The organism is Bradyrhizobium sp. 87, assembly GCF_023073015.1.
GTDB classification, from domain to species: Bacteria; Pseudomonadota; Alphaproteobacteria; order Rhizobiales; family Xanthobacteraceae; genus Bradyrhizobium; species Bradyrhizobium canariense_D.
This window is the reverse complement of sequence record NZ_JADPIQ010000129.1, coordinates 67224-83928: the sequence shown is the minus strand read 5'-3', so window position 1 is coordinate 83928 and position 16705 is coordinate 67224. Positions and strand designations below refer to the sequence as shown.

The window sequence follows — 16705 nt, the reverse complement described above, 5'->3', positions numbered from 1 at the left end:
CTAGTTCTTGCCCTGGAGGAGACGCGCGGGATTTCCGGCATAGCTCCCGGCCTTGGCGATGTCTTTCGTGACGACCGAACCCGCCCCGATCACGACGTCATCCGCGATGGTTACGGGCATGACGGTGGCGTTTGAACCGATCGAAACCCGATTCCCGATCCGCGTCGCACGCCACAATTCCCGGCGGCCCCGTGCCGGCCCGCCAGTCGAGAACGTATCGTTGATGAACATCACGCCGTGCCCGACAAAGCAATCCTCCCCGATGCACACCAGTTCGCAAACGAAGGCGTGCGACTGCACGCGCGTCCGCGCGCCGATCACGGCACCGGCCTGGATCTCGGTGAAGGGCCCGACAAAGCAATCATCTGCGATCTCGCAGCCGTAGAGATTGCACGGCTCGACGACCTTGACGCGCTGACCGAATTTGACGTCGCGCACACCGACCTGGTGCATTTTCGGCTTGCCGCTCACGAGGGCACTCCGAGCCGGCTCCGCCGAGGCTCGAAGCGAAGAGCAACCTCCTGCCCGGTCTCGATCGATTCGTAGAGGGCCGAAATCAGCTCGAGGCTCTTGCGACCTTGCAAGCCGTCGACCAGCGCGGCACGCTGATGCAACAGGCAGTCCACGACGTGCTGATAATAGGCTTGATGGCCAAATCCGTAGACGTTGGGCGGATTGACCGAGAACTTCTCAACGACGACCTTGTCGCTCGGCAGCGCATCAACGAAATTCCAGTGCCTGATCTGATTGACCGCGAAGCCGGCGATCTCCACAGTGCCCTTCTCCCCAAGGATCGAAAGGGAACCTTCGAGGTCCCTGGGACGAACCGCTGTGGTCGCCTCGATAATCCCCAGCGCACCGCTGCGAAACTTCAGGGTCGCCACGGCAGTATCTTCGGTTTCGACCTTGACCAGGGCCGTCGTTGATCGGGCATGAACGCTCACCACGTCACCGAAGAACCACTCCAGCATGTCAATGTGATGGCTCGCTTGATTCGTAAGCACGCCGCCGTCATAGGCCCAGGTGCCCCGCCAGGCGTCTTGATCGTAATAAGCTTGGTCCCTGCACCATCGCACCCGCACGGTGCCGAGCACGAGACGGCCAAACCTGCCAGCGTCCAGCGCCTCACGCGCCTTCACGACCGGAACGTTGAAACGGTTCTGCTTCACGACAAACAGCTTCACGCCGGCCTCGTCGCAGGCGCGGATCATGTCGTCAGCGTCCTGCAGCCGGAGCGCCATCGGCTTCTCGACGACGACGTGCTTGCCTGCGCGCGCGCAGGCAATGGCGTGCTCGGGATGCATGCCGCTCGGCGTCAAGACTGCGACGGCGTCCATGTCGGTGCGCGCGAGAAACTCGTTCAAATCGTCGTAGGCCGGTACCGCAAACTTCGTGGCGACTGCGTCGGCGCGATCCCTGATCACATCGCAGACCGCAACGAGGCGCGCGTCCTCGATTTGGCCATTCCCCAACAGCTCCGAGTGACGCTTTGCTATGCGTCCGCAACCTAGCAGGCCGAATCTGATCATTCAGTTATCCTCGCGACCGATTGCCGTATCGCCCTTAGTGCGCCCTGAAGTCAAAGCCTATATTCGAAAATTCCGTTATCAATCAAGCCAATAATGCGCATCTCGTTGCTGTCAGCCCCCTTGCGCAAACGGACTTCCGCCGCCCTCCTGGCGCCATTGCCGGCAGGCAGCGAACATGCGAGCAGTCCAGCGGCGCTTCGATAGCCCGAACGGGAACTCCAAGTCAGTGACCGACCACAGACCGACTTCGTCATCTGTGGCAACGCACCACCTTCCATGATACCGAGCGAACACACTCCGCAGGACACAATCGATATCAATGAATATCAACGACGTCTCCGCCCCCTCGCCGCCGGAGTCCCGATCGAGGCTGGCGATGCTCATCGCATGCCACGTCCTAACGTCTTGCGTATCCTTGATTTTCGTGGGCGAATACTACGGAAGCCTGCTGCTCCTCGCGGAGAACAACCTTTCTCGCCTGCTCGTCGCGGCAGCCACGGCCACCCCGTTTGCCCTGTTGTCGGTCGTCTTTGTAAGACAACGCTTCAGTTTCGGATATGCGCTTAGCTTCTATTTCTTCACGCTCATCCTGGGCTATCTTTGGCTTATCGAATTCTCGACGTTTGGGTATGACCATCGCATAGCTGCAATTTCGGCCTTCGCCTCCGGGATCGCCTTTCTCGTTCCTGCGCTGTTCCTGAACCTTCCGGTTTCTCCCCCGCGATTGAAGTTGACGGCCAAGCAATTCCATAAGCTGCTATGGGCAATTCTCGCGGTATCGATCATTGTTTTGGCAGCCGGCGCGTCCTTCAATCGCCAATTCATCAGTCCACTCGACATTTATCAATTTCGCGAGCAGATCTCGTTTCCAAGACCGCTCCAATACGCCATTGGCATCGTCTGCGGCGCTCTATTGCCGTTTGCCTATGCGGGCTTTGTTCAACTGCAGCGGTACGGATACGCAGTGCTATGCTTGATACTTCTTGTGCTGTTTTATCCCGTCACCCTGACTAAACTTACATTGCTTGCGCCGGGATGGCTGCTGTTCCTCACGCTGCTGTCGATCTATTTCGAGTCCCGGACAGCAATCATTCTCTCACTTTTGCTGCCGATCTCGACGGGCATATTGTTGATGATGGCATACAAACTTGACTTGATGGCGGGATACCCGTTCCTGGTCTACTTCGGGACAGTCAATTTTCGAATGATCGGAATGCCCGCGAGCGCACTCGACTTCTACAACGACTTCTTTTCATCCCACGCACTCACGCATTTTTGCCATGTCAACGTAATCAAGGCGCTCGTATCGTGCCCGTACGAAGAACAGCTTTCTGTCTACATGCAGAACAGCTATCGCCTCGGGTACTTTAACGCGTCACTGTTCGCGACCGAGGGCATCGCTTCGGTGGGCCCCCTGCTGGCTCCCGTCTCGGCCTTTGTATGCGGGCTCGTTATCATCCTTGCAAACCGCGCCTCCGCCGGATTGCCTGAACGCTTTGTCCTGCTTTCAAGCGGATTGCAGCTTCACCTTTTCCTGAACATACCATTGACCGTTATGCTCATAACCAACGGCGCCGCCGTCCTATTTCTTCTATGGTACGTGACACCGGGCACAGCACTGCAAGACGAGGTCCACAGCCCTCCAGAGTCAGAATGACGCGTTTCTCCGATCAGGGACCATCGTCGGCGCACTCGCTTTCGCGCTACTTGTCATTCACACGAACGGGATTGATGTGGCGCATGCAGAACTTGGGACTACGCGTCGTCATGGGACAGGTCGGCACTGATTAGCCTTTTTTAATCGGCGACGTCCACACTCAAGCCTTGACGGACATGCACCCGATGAGGCCTATTTCGGCGTACAAGCGATGGCGACATCGGCACGATTTTCGCCGCGCGAATTGCAGCAGCTCTGGTCGGGCTATGCGCACCGACGCTGCTGTAAAATCGCAAAGCTCCGCGTTCAGTGTAACGCGGCAGTAATCCACGCGCTGTCCAACAAGGGGGGCAGCTCTCTGGGCGACGAGAGCATTCTCCCGCTCACTTTTTTGCCGGAGAACGACGGGATGGATCTGGGAGGTTCTAAAGCGTGACTCGATCAGCTACTTTTCGCGCCGAGACGTTGGTGGGAGCCACGCTCGCGATCCTCTTCTCGATCAACACGGTCTTCATCATCATCTTCAGCACTGCGGGCGTGGCAGGGAACCCAACGTTTAGCGGATCGCTTCTTATAGCTTGCGAGGCCACCATCCTCATTTTGAGCATGAGGCACATCAAGCTGGGCTACTTAGATTACTTGTTTGGTGGCTTTGTTCTCGCGGCTGCAATATCCTACGCGATGAATGGTCTGACTGCTGGCTTCAAAGAGACTGCAATCTTTGTGGTCTCCGTCGCCTGCTGCCCGGTCTGTCGGTTTGTCTGCATCACAGACCGCGTCAAGACGGCCTTCGGAGCCACTAGCCTGTACATCGCAATCATTGGCGCTTGCGCAACCGCCTACGCCATCTTCGAACAATGGCCTGTGTATGAGGGCAAGCCGATTGTTTTTGGCAATGATGCTGCCGGCACACACTTTTTAATGGCCCTTGGCTTCTTTGTTATTGCCGTAACTACTCAAAAACGAACGCCGAAGCAGGCGACGTTAATCTTGGTATTGGTGCTTGTGACGAGCGCGATTTTTGCAGCCGCCCTCGTCCGATTCACGTTTGCCGCCATGTTGGCAACCCTAGGCCTGTCTTGGTTGCTCAACATAGGCAAGCAACGCGCCTTCACTTCAATGATAGCCGCCAGCATCGTTCTCGGCGCAGGGTGCGGAATTCTTATCCGGTTTGATAAAATCCCGGTCCTAATCGGATTCATGACGGAGAGGACCGCCCATCGAAGCGAGCCCATGCCGCCCCCCCCAACATCGGAAAAACTAGTATCTCCGGCCAAAACGGCGCCAAGTTGCGCGATGGAGGTCAACATGAGAAATTCGTTCGCGGAGCGAAAGGCGCTTTGGCAAGACTCCCTCTACCTGATACCGCGCGCTGGATTGTTTGGCTTGGGTCTCGACGGTTTCATGAAGGACTCCTGCATGAAGGGGTTCCCACCGCACAACTCTGTTTTCCAAGCCTTCATAGAATTTGGTTGGATGGGCGGCATCGCCCTTTCCGCGATGATCGCCATCGCATTTTTTCGTCTGATCCCAACTGCCCGATTTGACGAAACCGAACGCTTCATCATTTGCATGTTGACCTTTGCGGTTTTAATCAGTTTAGCCCACGGGCGACTCAGCAGAGATTTCGTTCTTTTCTCCATGCTTGGCATTGCGATCACCTACATCGATCATGTGACGGCGGCAGTGCGCTCTAGCGGGCCAAAGGATTTCCAATGATCGCATTTCGGTCGACCGCAATTGACGTTTACAACGATTTCTTCTCGCGACATGAACTTACGGACTTCTGCCAGATCTCGTCGATGAAGCACCTGACAGCTTGCCCCTACGACGAAAATCTTGGTTAATGATGGAGAATAACTATCCGGTCGGAAAACTTAACGCGTCTCTGCTGCCTAGCGAGGGGATGGCCTCGGTGGGTGGTGTCTGGCGCCGCAAATGCACTTCTTGCCGGAGAACTTCAGAACCGGTCACCATCGTAAGGGTTTGAGTTCGATGCGTACGCTCGTCCTGAATGCCGATTACCCTCGATTCCTGGCCTGGCTATACGGTCGCCACCCCGGGCTGCAGACAGCAGGTTACGCGGAACAGATGGTCGCACGAAACGAGAGCCTCTTCGGCGTCGCAGATTTCTATTCGCGCAATCTAAGGGCACTGGGCCACCAAGCCGCCGACGTTCACGTCAACAACCTGTGGCTACAGTCGGCTTGGGCGCGTGAACACGGCATGGCGTTCGATACAGAAGCCAATCTCAGTGCGAGCAGGAAGCAACGGTTGCCGGGATGGCTCCAGCGGACCATGGCACCATTGAAGCCGGCACTGCGGCCATTGGGCCGCCGCCTAGGATTGAGCCCGCGTCTGAGTGAGCAGGCCGAACGTGTTCTGCTCGCTCAGATCGCGCATTTCAAACCGGACCTCGTCCTCAACCAGGATGTTTTTTATGTCAGCACGAGACTGGTGCGGCGCATTAGGGACCTGGGGGTACGCCTTATCATCGGACAGGTCGGCATTGAGCCGAGCAAAGGAGAAGACTGGAACACGTATGACCTGATGCTGTCGCAATTGCCCAGGGTGGTCAGGGCATTTCGGGCGGCGGGCGTCCGCGCCGAGGTCTGCCACCTTGCGTTTGAGCCGGCCGTCCTGGATGCGCTCCCTGCGCGGCCTGCTCCCGACATCGACGTCTCGTTCGTGGGTTCAGTATCGGAAGATCACCGCGAGCGGATTGCACTTCTGGAATTCGTCGCAGAGCGCCACGACCTCAAGCTATGGGGGAACATTCCGAACTCGCTTCCCTCGACATCACGGCTTCGGCGGTGCTTTCAGGGGGAAGTGTGGGGCTCGGAGATGTACGACGTTCTCAGGCGGTCGCGGATCAGTCTGAACTCCCACATCGACATCGCAGGCGATGAAGCCGGGAACATGCGGTTGTTCGAGGCCACTGGCGTAGGGTCCTTTCTGCTGACGGATTTCAAGCAAAATCTGCACACGCTTTTCGAAGCCGATCGAGATGTCGTGGTTTGGCGATCTCCTGAGGATTGCTCGGCTGCGATCGAACGTTATCTCGGAGACGATGCCGAGCGCAGGGCCGTTGCCGCAGCCGGGCAACAGACGACCCTCGCCCGCCACAACTTTCGTGCCCGCGTGCAGGAGATTCTCAATCTGATTGCCTAGGCGGGACGTTGACATGTTCGCAGCGGCGAGCTTGACGCAACCTTGGAAAATGGCCAGAGTCAGCTCTACTCAAATCCAACATATTGTAATAATTGGATTTTTGAGGAATCTTAAGTGAACTGCGTCGAGCAACCGCCGTTTCGTTGCCGACCAAGGACCGGCTCGCGCGCTCCGCGCAGGCTCTGAGAGAAAATCCGACGTGAGCGTCTTTGCCGAATACGCCCCCTGGTACGACCTTCTTTACGAAGACAAGGACTATTCGTCCGAAGCGGCGTTCGTTGAAGGACGTCTGCGCCATCATGGCGTAGCTTCCGGCAAGCTGCTCGACCTCGGCTGCGGAACGGGGATGCATGCCATCGAGCTCGCCCGCCGTGGCTGGAGTACCGCCGGTATCGATCTCAGCCCCGAAATGATCGCGCAGGCGACCAGTCGCGCCGAACAGGCGGGATTTGCCATTCCTTTTCGCCAGGGTGATGCCTGCGAAGCCGGAGCGGAGCGCGATTTCGACACGGTCGTATCGCTGTTTCATGTCGCAAGCTACCAGAAGGATCGAGAGAGATTGGAAGGGTTTTTCAGGACAGCCTATTCCGCTCTAAGACCGGGCGGCATTTTCCTGTTCGACTACTGGTATGGCGGCGCCGTTCTTGCGCAAGGCGTCGAGACGAGGGTCAAGGTCAAGGAAAGGACGCCGTTGCGCGTCACGCGCATCGCGCAATCGGATCACGACGAGCTGAATGCGACAGTTTCTGTCAACTATACGCTTTTCTGCGAAGACACGGACCAGTCCTTGATCCGTCGCGTGGACGAAACGCACCGGATTCGCTACTGGTTTCCGTTCGAGATCGAGAACTCGCTTCGCGCTTGCAACTTCGAAGCTGTGGGCAGCTATGCTTGGCTTTCTGAGGAATCGCCGAATTCGAAGACTTGGGCCGCCTACTCCGTCGCCAGAAAAAGCCCCAAGGAGTGAGTTGAGGTGAGACCGTTGCGCCTGGCCGTGATGCTGGAACAAGCCATTGAAGTTGGCGGCGGCTTCCAGCAGCCCCTGAACGATGCGTTATGGCTCCATGATTGGGCGAAGAAATCCGGCAATGTGGTCGTGGTGTATTCGCCCTATTCGCGGACTATAGAAGCCCTGAAAGAATTCGGCATCTCTGGCCACCTGCTCAAATTCGGCGTTTTGGATCACGTATTTCTCTTCCTCAAATACTGCCGCCCGTTTGATCTCGTCCAGATTGCACTCAAGGCCAAGTCGCCATTCGAGAGGACTCTGATCAAGGATGGGATCGACGTCGTTCATTTCACGTCGACTTCGAAGCGGCATCTCCTGCTTTACCAGCTTCCGTTCACTATCACGGTCTTCGATACCTGCCACCGCGACACTCCGGAATTCCCGGAGGTTCGAGCGTTCGGCGAATTTGAACGGCGGGAGGTCTTGTTCGGCCTCGCCTGCGCGAAGGCAGCCATTGTGATCGCCAACGCGCCTGAACTGATCGACAGTCTCTGCCGGCACTACGCCATGGAGCGCGACCGCGCCGTCTACATACCCCTCTTGCCATCAATTTATGTCGCGCGGTCGAGAAAAGACGGCGAAGCTGACGCCGCGATCCTGCGGAAGCACGGGCTTGAGCCCGGCTATCTGTTCTATCCGGCCCAGTTCTGGCCTCACAAAAACCACATGACATTATTGATGGCGCTCTCGCTGTTGCGCGAAAGAGGCATCATAGAGCGCCTGGTGCTGTGCGGTTCGGATCGGGGCGGTCTCGAAAAAATCGAAGCGGCCACCGCCGCCCACGGTCTCTCCGCACAGGTTTCCACCATAGGCTTCATCGATTCGTCCGACCTCGGCGCCCTCTATCGAGGAGCCTCCGCCCTGGTCATGCCGAGCTATTTCGGCCCGACCAACCTGCCTCCACTCGAAGCCTGGGCCGTCGGAACACCCGTCATTTATCCCGAGGCGTTCAAGGCGCAAGCGGGCGATGCCGCGATCCTGTTCGACTATGACGATCCGGATTCGCTGGCCAATGCGATCATCAGCTTGAGGAACACCGGGACCTCCGAGCGGCTGCGCGAAGCTGGTGAAAGGCGGCTGCAGCAGTTCGCGAGCGAAACCGAGCTCGGACGACGCCACTTCGCCCAGCAGATGGATCGGCTGAAGCATCGTCTTGCGCTGATGTCGCGCTGACGTGTTTTAATGCGGAATGCTCTGGATGAGCTTGGTCCGTATGTCGCTTCTCGCCAACGGAGAGCTGATCAGCGCCATGCCGGCGAGCCAAACGCTGCATTGCTGGACCAAACCGACAAATCCGGTTCCGGGCACCGCGTAGCGCGCTACTATCCCCATCGCCAGGCCGGTCGCCACAACGGCCACCATCATTCCGAACAGAAGCACCGCGTGTCGAATCGGATGGTGCAGCGTCTGAATCAACAGCAGCGAGAACAGGATGCCAAGCTGGGCCAGGATATCTCCGGAGGTGAGACTGATCGCAGCCCCCAGCGGGCCAAGAGCCGGGATCAGGAACGCCGCCAAGCCGAAGAATATCGCAATCTGCAGCGACTTAGTCCAAAGCAGAAGTGTGCCTTTGTCGCTGTAGCTTGCGTAGCTCATGGCGAACGTTGCCGGCGTGACCAAGCACGTGCCGCCAATCAATACTATTGCAAGCGTCGCGTCATATGGAATTGCTCCTGCAGTCCAGAGCTCGAAGAACTCGCGCCAGAACGACAACAGGCCACCCGTGATCAGGCTGACCGTAAAAGTCACGATGAATAACCCTCGGGCATAAAGTGCCCGCAGGCTGTCCCGCGCCCCCATGGCATGGTCATGGCCGAGCTCCGCCGCAATCGGCAGCGAGAATTGGTAGCAAAGGCCACGCAGGAAGTTCGCGACAGTTCTGGTGAGAACCCATTGCGCGATCGCCGCCCGATCGCTCACCAGGGCTCCGACGAGAAGCACCGAAAGATACGACATTCCGACTTCAGCAAAATTCATAACACCGAACGGAAATGCGCCGGTGAATTGAGCCCTCGCCCACCTCCAGGAGACACCCCGCGGCAGACCGCTCAAAAACGGGAATTGCCGTCTCAGATCGGAGACGAGAATGAACGCGGAGACGCCGACCTGCCCGGCAACAAACGCCAACGCCAGGACCAGAAGGTTGCCGGTTAGCAAGACCGCAATCACCTGCGCGAGCTGGCCAAGCCCCGTCCCCCACGCCTGCACGGCAACGACGCGGCCATACAAGCCGCGGGCGCGAAAGAGCGAGCTGGCGAGGTTCACCGGGAGCGTGGTCGCAAGGCCAAGCGTCACGATCGCGAACGTCAGGTTGAAGCCGGGCTCGTTACGAAACCCGAGAACATTGGCGGGATTCACCAGCATCAGCAGGATGCCGATGATTGCGATCAGGCCCGCGACGACACCAATGAAAAGCAGCAGGACGCCGGCGAAATAGCGACGGGTACGACGATCGGCGTCGGCTTGCGCCTTGACCGAAAGAAAGCGGTTCAGGCTCCATGCGTGAAGGCCGGGATCGGCAGCCTGCACCAGGCTCCCCGCGGCGAAGATCGTGAGCCACGCCGAGAGCGTCTCATGCCCCAGATATCTTAGAAAGAACGGAATGAGAACGATCTGCTGCGTGAGCGCAAGCAGAACGATCATCGAGTTCGCCGACCATCCACCCAGGATGCGGCGAGCGCGGCTTGGGCCGGATTCGGTCACGTTTTGCACGGGCGAGGCAGTTTGACCTGCTGGAAACGGCACATCTGGCCAATCACTGTCCCGCTCCGAATATGCCGCTGTTCCATCGCCGGGTAAGCCTTAGTATTCCGCTCGCCCGCATACAAGCGATGAGATGCCGGTTCCGGCTTGGACGAACGTTGTGGAATTGGGTACTGACATCCGCTCCATCCGGATGACAGAGGGCCGAACGTTGTCGAAGATCGTTGCGCGAGTGGGCCACCGGGACATCACGCCGCGCGTTCGCCCCGTCCGGCTTGCCGGCTATCCGTCGAGGATCGCCCCCTGCGCCGACGTTCTCGACCCCATTGAAGTCGGAGCCATTTTGTTCGAGGGCTCTGGCCGCCGAACCCTTCTTCTTTCCTTCGACCTGTTACAGGTCGGCTCGGAGCTTCAGGATCTCGTGGTCAGCAAGCTCGAGAAGCGGGGCTTCGGCCGCGACGAGATCGTCTTGCAGGCAACTCACACCCACGGCGCTCCCGCGACCGACAAGGCCTGCGCTCCGCTCGGCATTCCCGATGAGCGGTACGTGGCGGAGCTTGGCGATGCCGTCGACAATCTTGTCGGACAAATCCAGCAGCAGGAGCCTACGGAAGTTGTTTTCGAGATCTTCAAAGGCTCGCTCCGGCACTCGATCAACCGCCGCCGCTACTGGCCGTTTCCGACGGTCGGCAGGATGCACGGCTTCAACCTGACCAGCATCGCCTTCTCGCCGAACCCGAAGGGGCCGAAGAACGAACTGGCGACCGTGCTGCTTGTGCGGGATGTCCGCGACGATCGGCCCGTTGCACTGCTCTGGCACTACACCTGCCATCCCACGGCCGTCATCCCGACCAATGCGATCAGCGCCGACTTTCCCGGCAAGGTTCGCGAGCGGCTTCGCCAAAGGCTCGGTCCCATCCCGTGCCTGTTCCTGACAGGATTTTGCGGCAATATCAGGCCGCACATCGTGCCGGCACCGCGGTCTGTCCCGCTTCGCGAGCACATCCAGCGATTGGTGCGAATTGTGTTCTTCGGGAATCTCTTTCCGTCCCTATCGGTGGAAGACTGGCGTCGCTGGAGCGATAGCCTCGCGAGCGAACTGGACAAGATTGTGCGGCAACCGGCGGCAAGAAAGTTCAGCCCGCAGCAGTTGCGGATCGGTTCGGCCAGCATCCCGCTGAGCAGCTTCTTTCGCGGCAAAGCGCCGCCGAAACCCCTGTGCGTGCAGGTTCTGGGTTTCGATGACGCGCTCGAGATCGTCGCGCTCTCGGCAGAACCGTCGGTCGAATGGGAAGCCGAGATCGGGAAAGCTGTCCCCAAGTCGCCGGGATGCATCCGTCTTTACGCAGGCTATCTGGGATCGCTTTGTGGATACCTTCCGACGACGGCGCAGGTCCCCGAAGGCGGATATGAGGTCGAGGGCTTTCAATCCCTATTTGGATTTGCCGGCCATTTCGATGCCGGCCAGATCGGCCCAGCGGTGTTGTCCTGCGTGCAGCGTGCGTTCGAAGCAGCTCGCGCGAGCCTTCAGCGCGCCGGCTGACGGATGCGCCCTTAGACCGGGACAAATTCGCGCGAAGTGCCTGCGCTCTCGATTAGCTCGACGACGACGAATTCCCTGGTCAGAAAAAACTGCACCGGAGCGCCGTCGAAGGCGATCGCGGGCTTCGCCGCGCCCGTCGGCGTGGCACCGCGGGCGCGGAAATATTCCGCAGCCACCTCCAGATTGCTGACCCGATAGGCGACCTGATTGATCACGCCGCTGCCGGACGCAGCGATCTTCGCGACGGGAGAATTGTCCCCGAGCGGCGCGATGAGTTCAAACATGACGCCGCCGGCGTCGCGCAGAAACTGGACGGAGACGCCCAGCACCTGATCGTCATAGACCTGCGTGGCCGAAACGATCGGCAGCAAAGAGCAGACATTCGCGAAGCCGGACGTCAGGTCCCGCACGACCAGGCCCACATGGTCGAAGATCAGCTCGGGGCGCGCGGGAGATGACATCAGTTCGGACTTGCGATGATGCAGGCGGAGATCGTCAGTTTGTGCTTCCGTGCCTGCTCCATCGTGTGGTTGGTCATCGGGAAGAATTCCGCGCGTTCAATCTCAAAGCCGGCCGCACGGACCGCTTCGACCGCTTCTTCCGGCGATCGCAGCAGATAGAGATGATCCGGAGCGGGGCTGTTGATCGGAACATTCACGAACAGCCGGCCAGTCGGCTTGAGTAGCGACCGCAACTTGACCAGGGCGCCCTTCGGATCTTCCAGATGCTCGAGAACCTCGGAGAAGGTGAGGCAATCGAACTTCGCGCTGTCGTCCGGAACGGCGTACAGATCCTGCAGAACGAGCTCGGGCTTCTTGCCCGCCATGCCCATGACCGTCAGCGCATCCCAGGTCTGGCCGATGCTCGCCTTGCTGACGTCCCAGCCCTTCACACTGCCCGATCTCTCGTCCTTGAGGGCCTGATAGAGCAGTAATCCGTGTCCCGGACCGATTTCCAGATAGTCGTAGCCGGCGGGCGCCTGCTTCAGGAACACGTTGCGATAGAACTGATAGCAAGCCGTGTGGTTCGACCAGTAGATCTGGGTCAGGAGCAGGCCGTCCATATACCGGCCCATATATTCGGTATCGCTGTAGACCAGACGATTGGCCTCCTCGAAAGTCTGGAGCCTGTATCGCCCTTTCCGCCGGAAGAAGATCTCTTCCTCGCGCACGATCTTGCAGATGAAATCGTAGCCGTCGCAAATTTCGCCAAGGCGCGGACCAGCGATCTGGCGAATCTGGCTGGCGAGCTCCTCGAGCGTCGTGAAGTCTTCCGCCGACGCGTGTGAGAACCGCGTCTCGAGATAGGCACGATGCGCCGGCGTCCTCTCATATTGAATCCGCATCAGCGCAGCGAGCTGCGGAAAAAGCTGTTCATCGATCAAGCTTGATGCCGTGCTCAAGGTCTGCTCTCCCTCAATACGCGCCAACGGCATCGCGAATGCGGATGGGCGGCCTTTTGTCCTGATAAGCATTCACGGAGAGCTCCCAGGCGGTCTCGCCGCCGGGGCGCTCGCCGGTCAATTGGAATCCCAGATTGCGGTAGTGATCCGCGACCATCATGTTCTTCTTGGTCGGGATGTAGACGCCGCGCACGAACCCCTTGCCCAGATCCCGTGCGCGAGCAACGAGCACATCCAGTGTCGCCTCGGGAACGCCACGTCCGAGGACGCGGCACGACATCAGCCACGTATCGATCTCGATCGCATCCGGGCGGATGTCCGCGATGACGACGCCGATCATGCCGTTGTCGCCAAAGACGTCGCTGAGACGCATCTGCATGGTGATGCGGCGCGGATCGGCCTCGGCCGACGCCACGTCGGCTTCCGAATAGCGTCTGGTCGTCAGGTTGAACTGGTTGGACTTCGAGATCAATTGCGCGATCCGCTTGCGCCCTATCGCATCGAACGGATTGATCTGCAATTCCATATCGAGCGACTGGAGATAATCCTCCTGCCGTGCGAACGACTGCAGCTGGGCCGTGCGCCTGGCGTCGGCCCGATAGTAGGCCGCCCGGTCGCGATCCTCCGCCGTGAATCCCGTGGTCTCAAAATAGCACGCCGACTGAAAGACCGGAATCCACTCGGTCACATCCTTGGGGACTTCAGGCACGGCGACCTGAGGCAGGGCAAAGCGGATTTGCGCGCGCTCTGCAGGATTGTCGTCGAGAAAGACAAAGCTATCGAGACCGAGGCTGAGAATCTCCGATAGCGCCTGCAGATTGGCTGCCTTGTCGGTCCAGTTGATCTGGAAGACGGCGATGTCCTCCTCGACCAGCACCATCTCCGGATGCGTGCGAAACGCATCCAGCGCGACACTCTCCTCGTTCTTGGAGGATACGCAGAGCACGATGCCGCGGTCGCGCAATTCCTTCGCCATGGCCTGGAGCGAGCAGTGCGCTTCTCCGACCGGACTTCCGGGCCCGAGCAGCAGGTTCTCCTTGCCGTCGTCGCCGACGATGCCGCCCCACATGGTGTTGTCGAGATCGAGCACGAGAACCCGGCGCGACTTGCCGAACTTCAGCGCGACCAGCCTGAGCAAATGCTCCGCGTACAGCGGCGCATTCTCGGGCGCGAACGGATACTTGGCCAAAGCCCAGTGTCGTGCGGAGTACCAATTGTCCTGGCCGATTCTTGCGGACAGCATCGCCACATCCAGCAACAGGTCGCCGCTGGATCTCACAAAATCGGACAATCCTGCATTGACCCGGCCGACGAGGTCGGCGTGCGAGCCCGGAATCAACCGGTCGACATGCAGCCGGACGTGGACGGAATCCGGCGTCAAAGTCTGAAAGACGACGGGCTTCTTGAGCGACGAACCGAAGCTCTCGCGGATCGCACGCAGGCGATCGACCGCCCGGTCCGCGATTGCCGCCGCAGCCTCGGGATTCCCGGCCGCCGGCCGCAAGCCGAAGGCATGCACGTCCATCGCAAGGACGACGATATCGGGACCGAAAGCGGCGATGCCGTCGCGATCGCGCTCAAGCAAGACCTCGGGATCTTCGTATTCCGAAATCATGACATCGACACGCAAACCGTGCCGGAGCCCGGTGCCGATCAGCGTTTCCTTCAGATGTCGCGCGGTCGAGTTGGAGAGCAACAGCACGCGAACCGACTGCAGGCCGGCCTGTCCCGTCGAGTCCTTGATTCCGGAGAGGGCCGCCGCGAGGCGGCGCAGGCCACTTGCATCCCATTCAAACTGGGCCAGACGAACCAGATCGGCGACATTGCTTCCGCCGAGGCTGCGGGTCAGCTCGATGTCACCTGCCGCAGGCTGTGGCAACCACCTCATCATTGGCTTGATCACGACGGGCTCGCTGGGACTGATAAGAACTGGCCGACGTCACGCGGCGATCATCGAGATCAAATCGCCCACTGAGCGAATGCTCTCGATCTGCGCAGCTTCGAACTCCCGATCGAATTCTCGTTCGACCGCAGCGACAACGCGAATCGTCGCGAGGCTATCCCATCCGTCCACGTCGTCGGGAGTGGACTTCGGCGAAATCTGCAAATTCGGGAGATCGAGTTCCTCCCGGAAAATTGCCTGCAATCGGCCAATGACGTCTGCCTGTTTATCCACTGATCAAGCCCTTCGAGTTTGAGAAATGCCTTCTTATACTCCGGTCCACGCCGCTTCAACCGGAGTTTTCCCGTTTGATTTCAAGGCAATAGCAATCAGGCCAGAAAGCGCCTGTACCAAGGCATGCGGTACATGCTGATACCACGCCGACCAAGGGAAACACCCGTCATGATCGCGTGGCGCGCCGGAATTGACCACATCCACACGTTCGACAGCCGGAACTCGATGTATTGATCGCGCGGATAATATTGGCCGAGCCATGCTGCGTCGAATGCACCGTTACGATTGAGATAGGTATGCGTCCCCTCATCCCCATCGCGCGTGCGCCACCGATAGGTGGTTGAGCCGTGAAAAATCGCTGCAAAGTCCGGATTCTCGTGGCGAAGGATGCTTTCGACGGCGTGCAGCGGCGTCAGGGTTGCCAGAAACCTCCCTACTCCTAGCCCGACACAAAGAGCATCGACATCCATCAGTTTTTGATAGGGGGATTCGGGATCCCACGGGGTCTCCGTCATATGATGGTCCTTTACGAGGAACTCAGCACTCGGCCCCAATGCAACAACCGAAGACGAATTGTGAATGCTGCGCTTGACGCCCCGGTACCGCCTGAACGTCTCAGCGATCAGGCCGGTAGACACAGGCTCTCTATGGATTTGGAGAATTTTGAGGTCGTCGACCTTGAGGGGAATTGCGGACATCACCAAGGTTCCCTCAGGACCGATCAGGTCGAGAAGCAAATCGATGACCGACGATGGCTTTCCGGGGAAGTTGTAGAATTCATTCCAGGAAGACTGAACCCAAATGGTGGCACCGGCCTTGATACCCAGCCTCCCAAAGGCCGACCGCAGCTCGGCGATCGAGATTGGATCTTTGAAGAACCTCTTTTCGACAGCAAGCCTGCGAAGCCGGACGTAAGACCGAAGGTCTTCCCGGCCCAACGCGCGCCGCAGAGTGGAGATTACGAACTGTCGAACTGAGGCTGACATCTCTTGCGGTAGCAGTTTAGGGTGTCCTAGCGTACTGATCGTGAGCTATCAGGCTACCCGGCCGATGTCGACAAAATCCTGGTATTCCGGATTGCGTGAATCGCCCCGCTAGCGCGGCTTGAGCAAGCCACCCGCCATCGAAGCTTTTACGCTTAGCTTATGATGAAATGGTTCATCGTCGCCGCCGGAACGCCAATCGTCCCGTCACTATTCAGATCCTGATGAAGAATGATCTCGGCTTGCTCCAGCGTCGGGCTGGTGCCAGCGACCGCTCCGGTGTTGCTCGTGAAATTGCCGCTGCTGTCGGTCGTCCAGACGGTGAACTGATCCGTACCCGGGATCTGCCAGGCAACCTCATAGCCGGATGAGATCTGCTCTGTGCCGATCGGCGTCCAGGCTCCGAACTGTCCCGCCACCACCGCCGATCCACCGTATTTCAGCGCGGGCCCCGTCCCACCCGCAACCGGATTCAAGTAAAAATTGCTGCCGCTCTGAAGCATGCTGGTCGCACCGACCGCCTCAATCGTCG

Annotated in this window: 14 protein-coding genes and 1 pseudogene; 6 read left to right on the top strand and 9 right to left on the bottom strand. The window is 59.0% G+C overall.

All coding sequences use genetic code 11. The annotated features are described in order from the left end of the window. Entirely contained in the window at nucleotides 1-453 is a 453-nt protein-coding gene (locus tag IVB50_RS35015) for an acyltransferase (protein ID WP_247299516.1), read from the bottom strand. Between the two features lie 14 nt (nucleotides 454-467). Then, nucleotides 468-1529: a Gfo/Idh/MocA family oxidoreductase gene (locus IVB50_RS35010; protein ID WP_247299481.1), complete on the bottom strand. Its 1062-nt coding sequence runs from the start codon at nucleotides 1527-1529 to the stop codon at nucleotides 468-470. Between the two features lie 319 nt (nucleotides 1530-1848). Here IVB50_RS35010 and IVB50_RS35005 point away from each other — a divergent pair, with 319 nt between their 5' ends. The 5 genes from IVB50_RS35005 to IVB50_RS34985 all read left to right on the top strand — a co-directional run bounded on the left by IVB50_RS35005 (nucleotide 1849) and on the right by IVB50_RS34985 (nucleotide 8539). Continuing rightward, the gene (locus tag IVB50_RS35005; protein ID WP_247299479.1) at nucleotides 1849-3186 is read left to right on the top strand and encodes a hypothetical protein; all 1338 of its coding nucleotides are present in this window, start codon (nucleotides 1849-1851) and stop codon (nucleotides 3184-3186) included. A gap of 468 nt (nucleotides 3187-3654) precedes the next feature. After that, nucleotides 3655-4905, top strand: a complete 1251-nt coding sequence (locus tag IVB50_RS35000; RefSeq protein WP_247299477.1) for a hypothetical protein — start codon at nucleotides 3655-3657, stop codon at nucleotides 4903-4905. A 276-nt stretch (nucleotides 4906-5181) separates the two neighbouring features. Beyond that, nucleotides 5182-6357, top strand: coding sequence for a glycosyltransferase (locus IVB50_RS34995; RefSeq protein ID WP_247299475.1), 1176 nt, complete (start codon nucleotides 5182-5184; stop codon nucleotides 6355-6357). A gap of 199 nt (nucleotides 6358-6556) precedes the next feature. Further along, on the top strand, nucleotides 6557-7324 hold the full coding sequence (locus tag IVB50_RS34990; RefSeq protein ID WP_247299473.1) for a class I SAM-dependent methyltransferase: 768 nt from the start codon (nucleotides 6557-6559) through the stop codon (nucleotides 7322-7324). Nucleotides 7325-7330: 6 nt separating this feature from the next. Beyond that, entirely contained in the window at nucleotides 7331-8539 is a 1209-nt protein-coding gene (locus tag IVB50_RS34985) for a glycosyltransferase (RefSeq protein WP_247299470.1), read from the top strand. A 6-nt stretch (nucleotides 8540-8545) separates the two neighbouring features. Here IVB50_RS34985 and IVB50_RS34980 read toward each other — a convergent pair whose 3' ends face one another. Further along, nucleotides 8546-10009, bottom strand: a complete 1464-nt coding sequence (locus tag IVB50_RS34980) for a hypothetical protein (RefSeq protein WP_247299468.1) — start codon at nucleotides 10007-10009, stop codon at nucleotides 8546-8548. A gap of 271 nt (nucleotides 10010-10280) precedes the next feature. Here IVB50_RS34980 and IVB50_RS34975 point away from each other — a divergent pair, with 271 nt between their 5' ends. Continuing rightward, nucleotides 10281-11612, top strand: coding sequence for a hypothetical protein (locus tag IVB50_RS34975; protein ID WP_247299466.1), 1332 nt, complete (start codon nucleotides 10281-10283; stop codon nucleotides 11610-11612). An 11-nt stretch (nucleotides 11613-11623) separates the two neighbouring features. Here IVB50_RS34975 and IVB50_RS34970 read toward each other — a convergent pair whose 3' ends face one another. The 6 genes and pseudogenes from IVB50_RS34970 to IVB50_RS34945 all read right to left on the bottom strand — a co-directional run. Then, nucleotides 11624-12073: a VOC family protein gene (locus IVB50_RS34970; RefSeq protein WP_247299464.1), complete on the bottom strand. Its 450-nt coding sequence runs from the start codon at nucleotides 12071-12073 to the stop codon at nucleotides 11624-11626. Then, complete coding sequence (locus IVB50_RS34965; protein WP_247299462.1) at nucleotides 12073-13014, bottom strand: methyltransferase domain-containing protein; 942 nt, start codon at nucleotides 13012-13014, stop codon at nucleotides 12073-12075. Before IVB50_RS34965 ends, IVB50_RS34970 begins: the two co-directional genes overlap by 1 nt. 13 nt (nucleotides 13015-13027) lie before the next feature. Further along, the gene (locus IVB50_RS34960) at nucleotides 13028-14905 is read right to left on the bottom strand and encodes an HAD-IIIC family phosphatase (protein ID WP_247299459.1); all 1878 of its coding nucleotides are present in this window, start codon (nucleotides 14903-14905) and stop codon (nucleotides 13028-13030) included. Between the two features lie 48 nt (nucleotides 14906-14953). After that, nucleotides 14954-15190 (bottom strand): acyl carrier protein, encoded by a 237-nt coding sequence (locus tag IVB50_RS34955; RefSeq protein ID WP_247299458.1) that lies wholly within the window; start codon nucleotides 15188-15190, stop codon nucleotides 14954-14956. A gap of 95 nt (nucleotides 15191-15285) precedes the next feature. Continuing rightward, nucleotides 15286-16128 carry an AAC(3) family N-acetyltransferase gene (locus tag IVB50_RS34950; RefSeq protein ID WP_247299457.1) on the bottom strand — a complete coding sequence of 281 codons (843 nt, stop codon included), beginning with the start codon at nucleotides 16126-16128 and terminating at the stop codon, nucleotides 15286-15288. A 200-nt stretch (nucleotides 16129-16328) separates the two neighbouring features. Continuing rightward, nucleotides 16329-16705, bottom strand: a pseudogene (locus IVB50_RS34945) (protease); the annotation flags it as partial.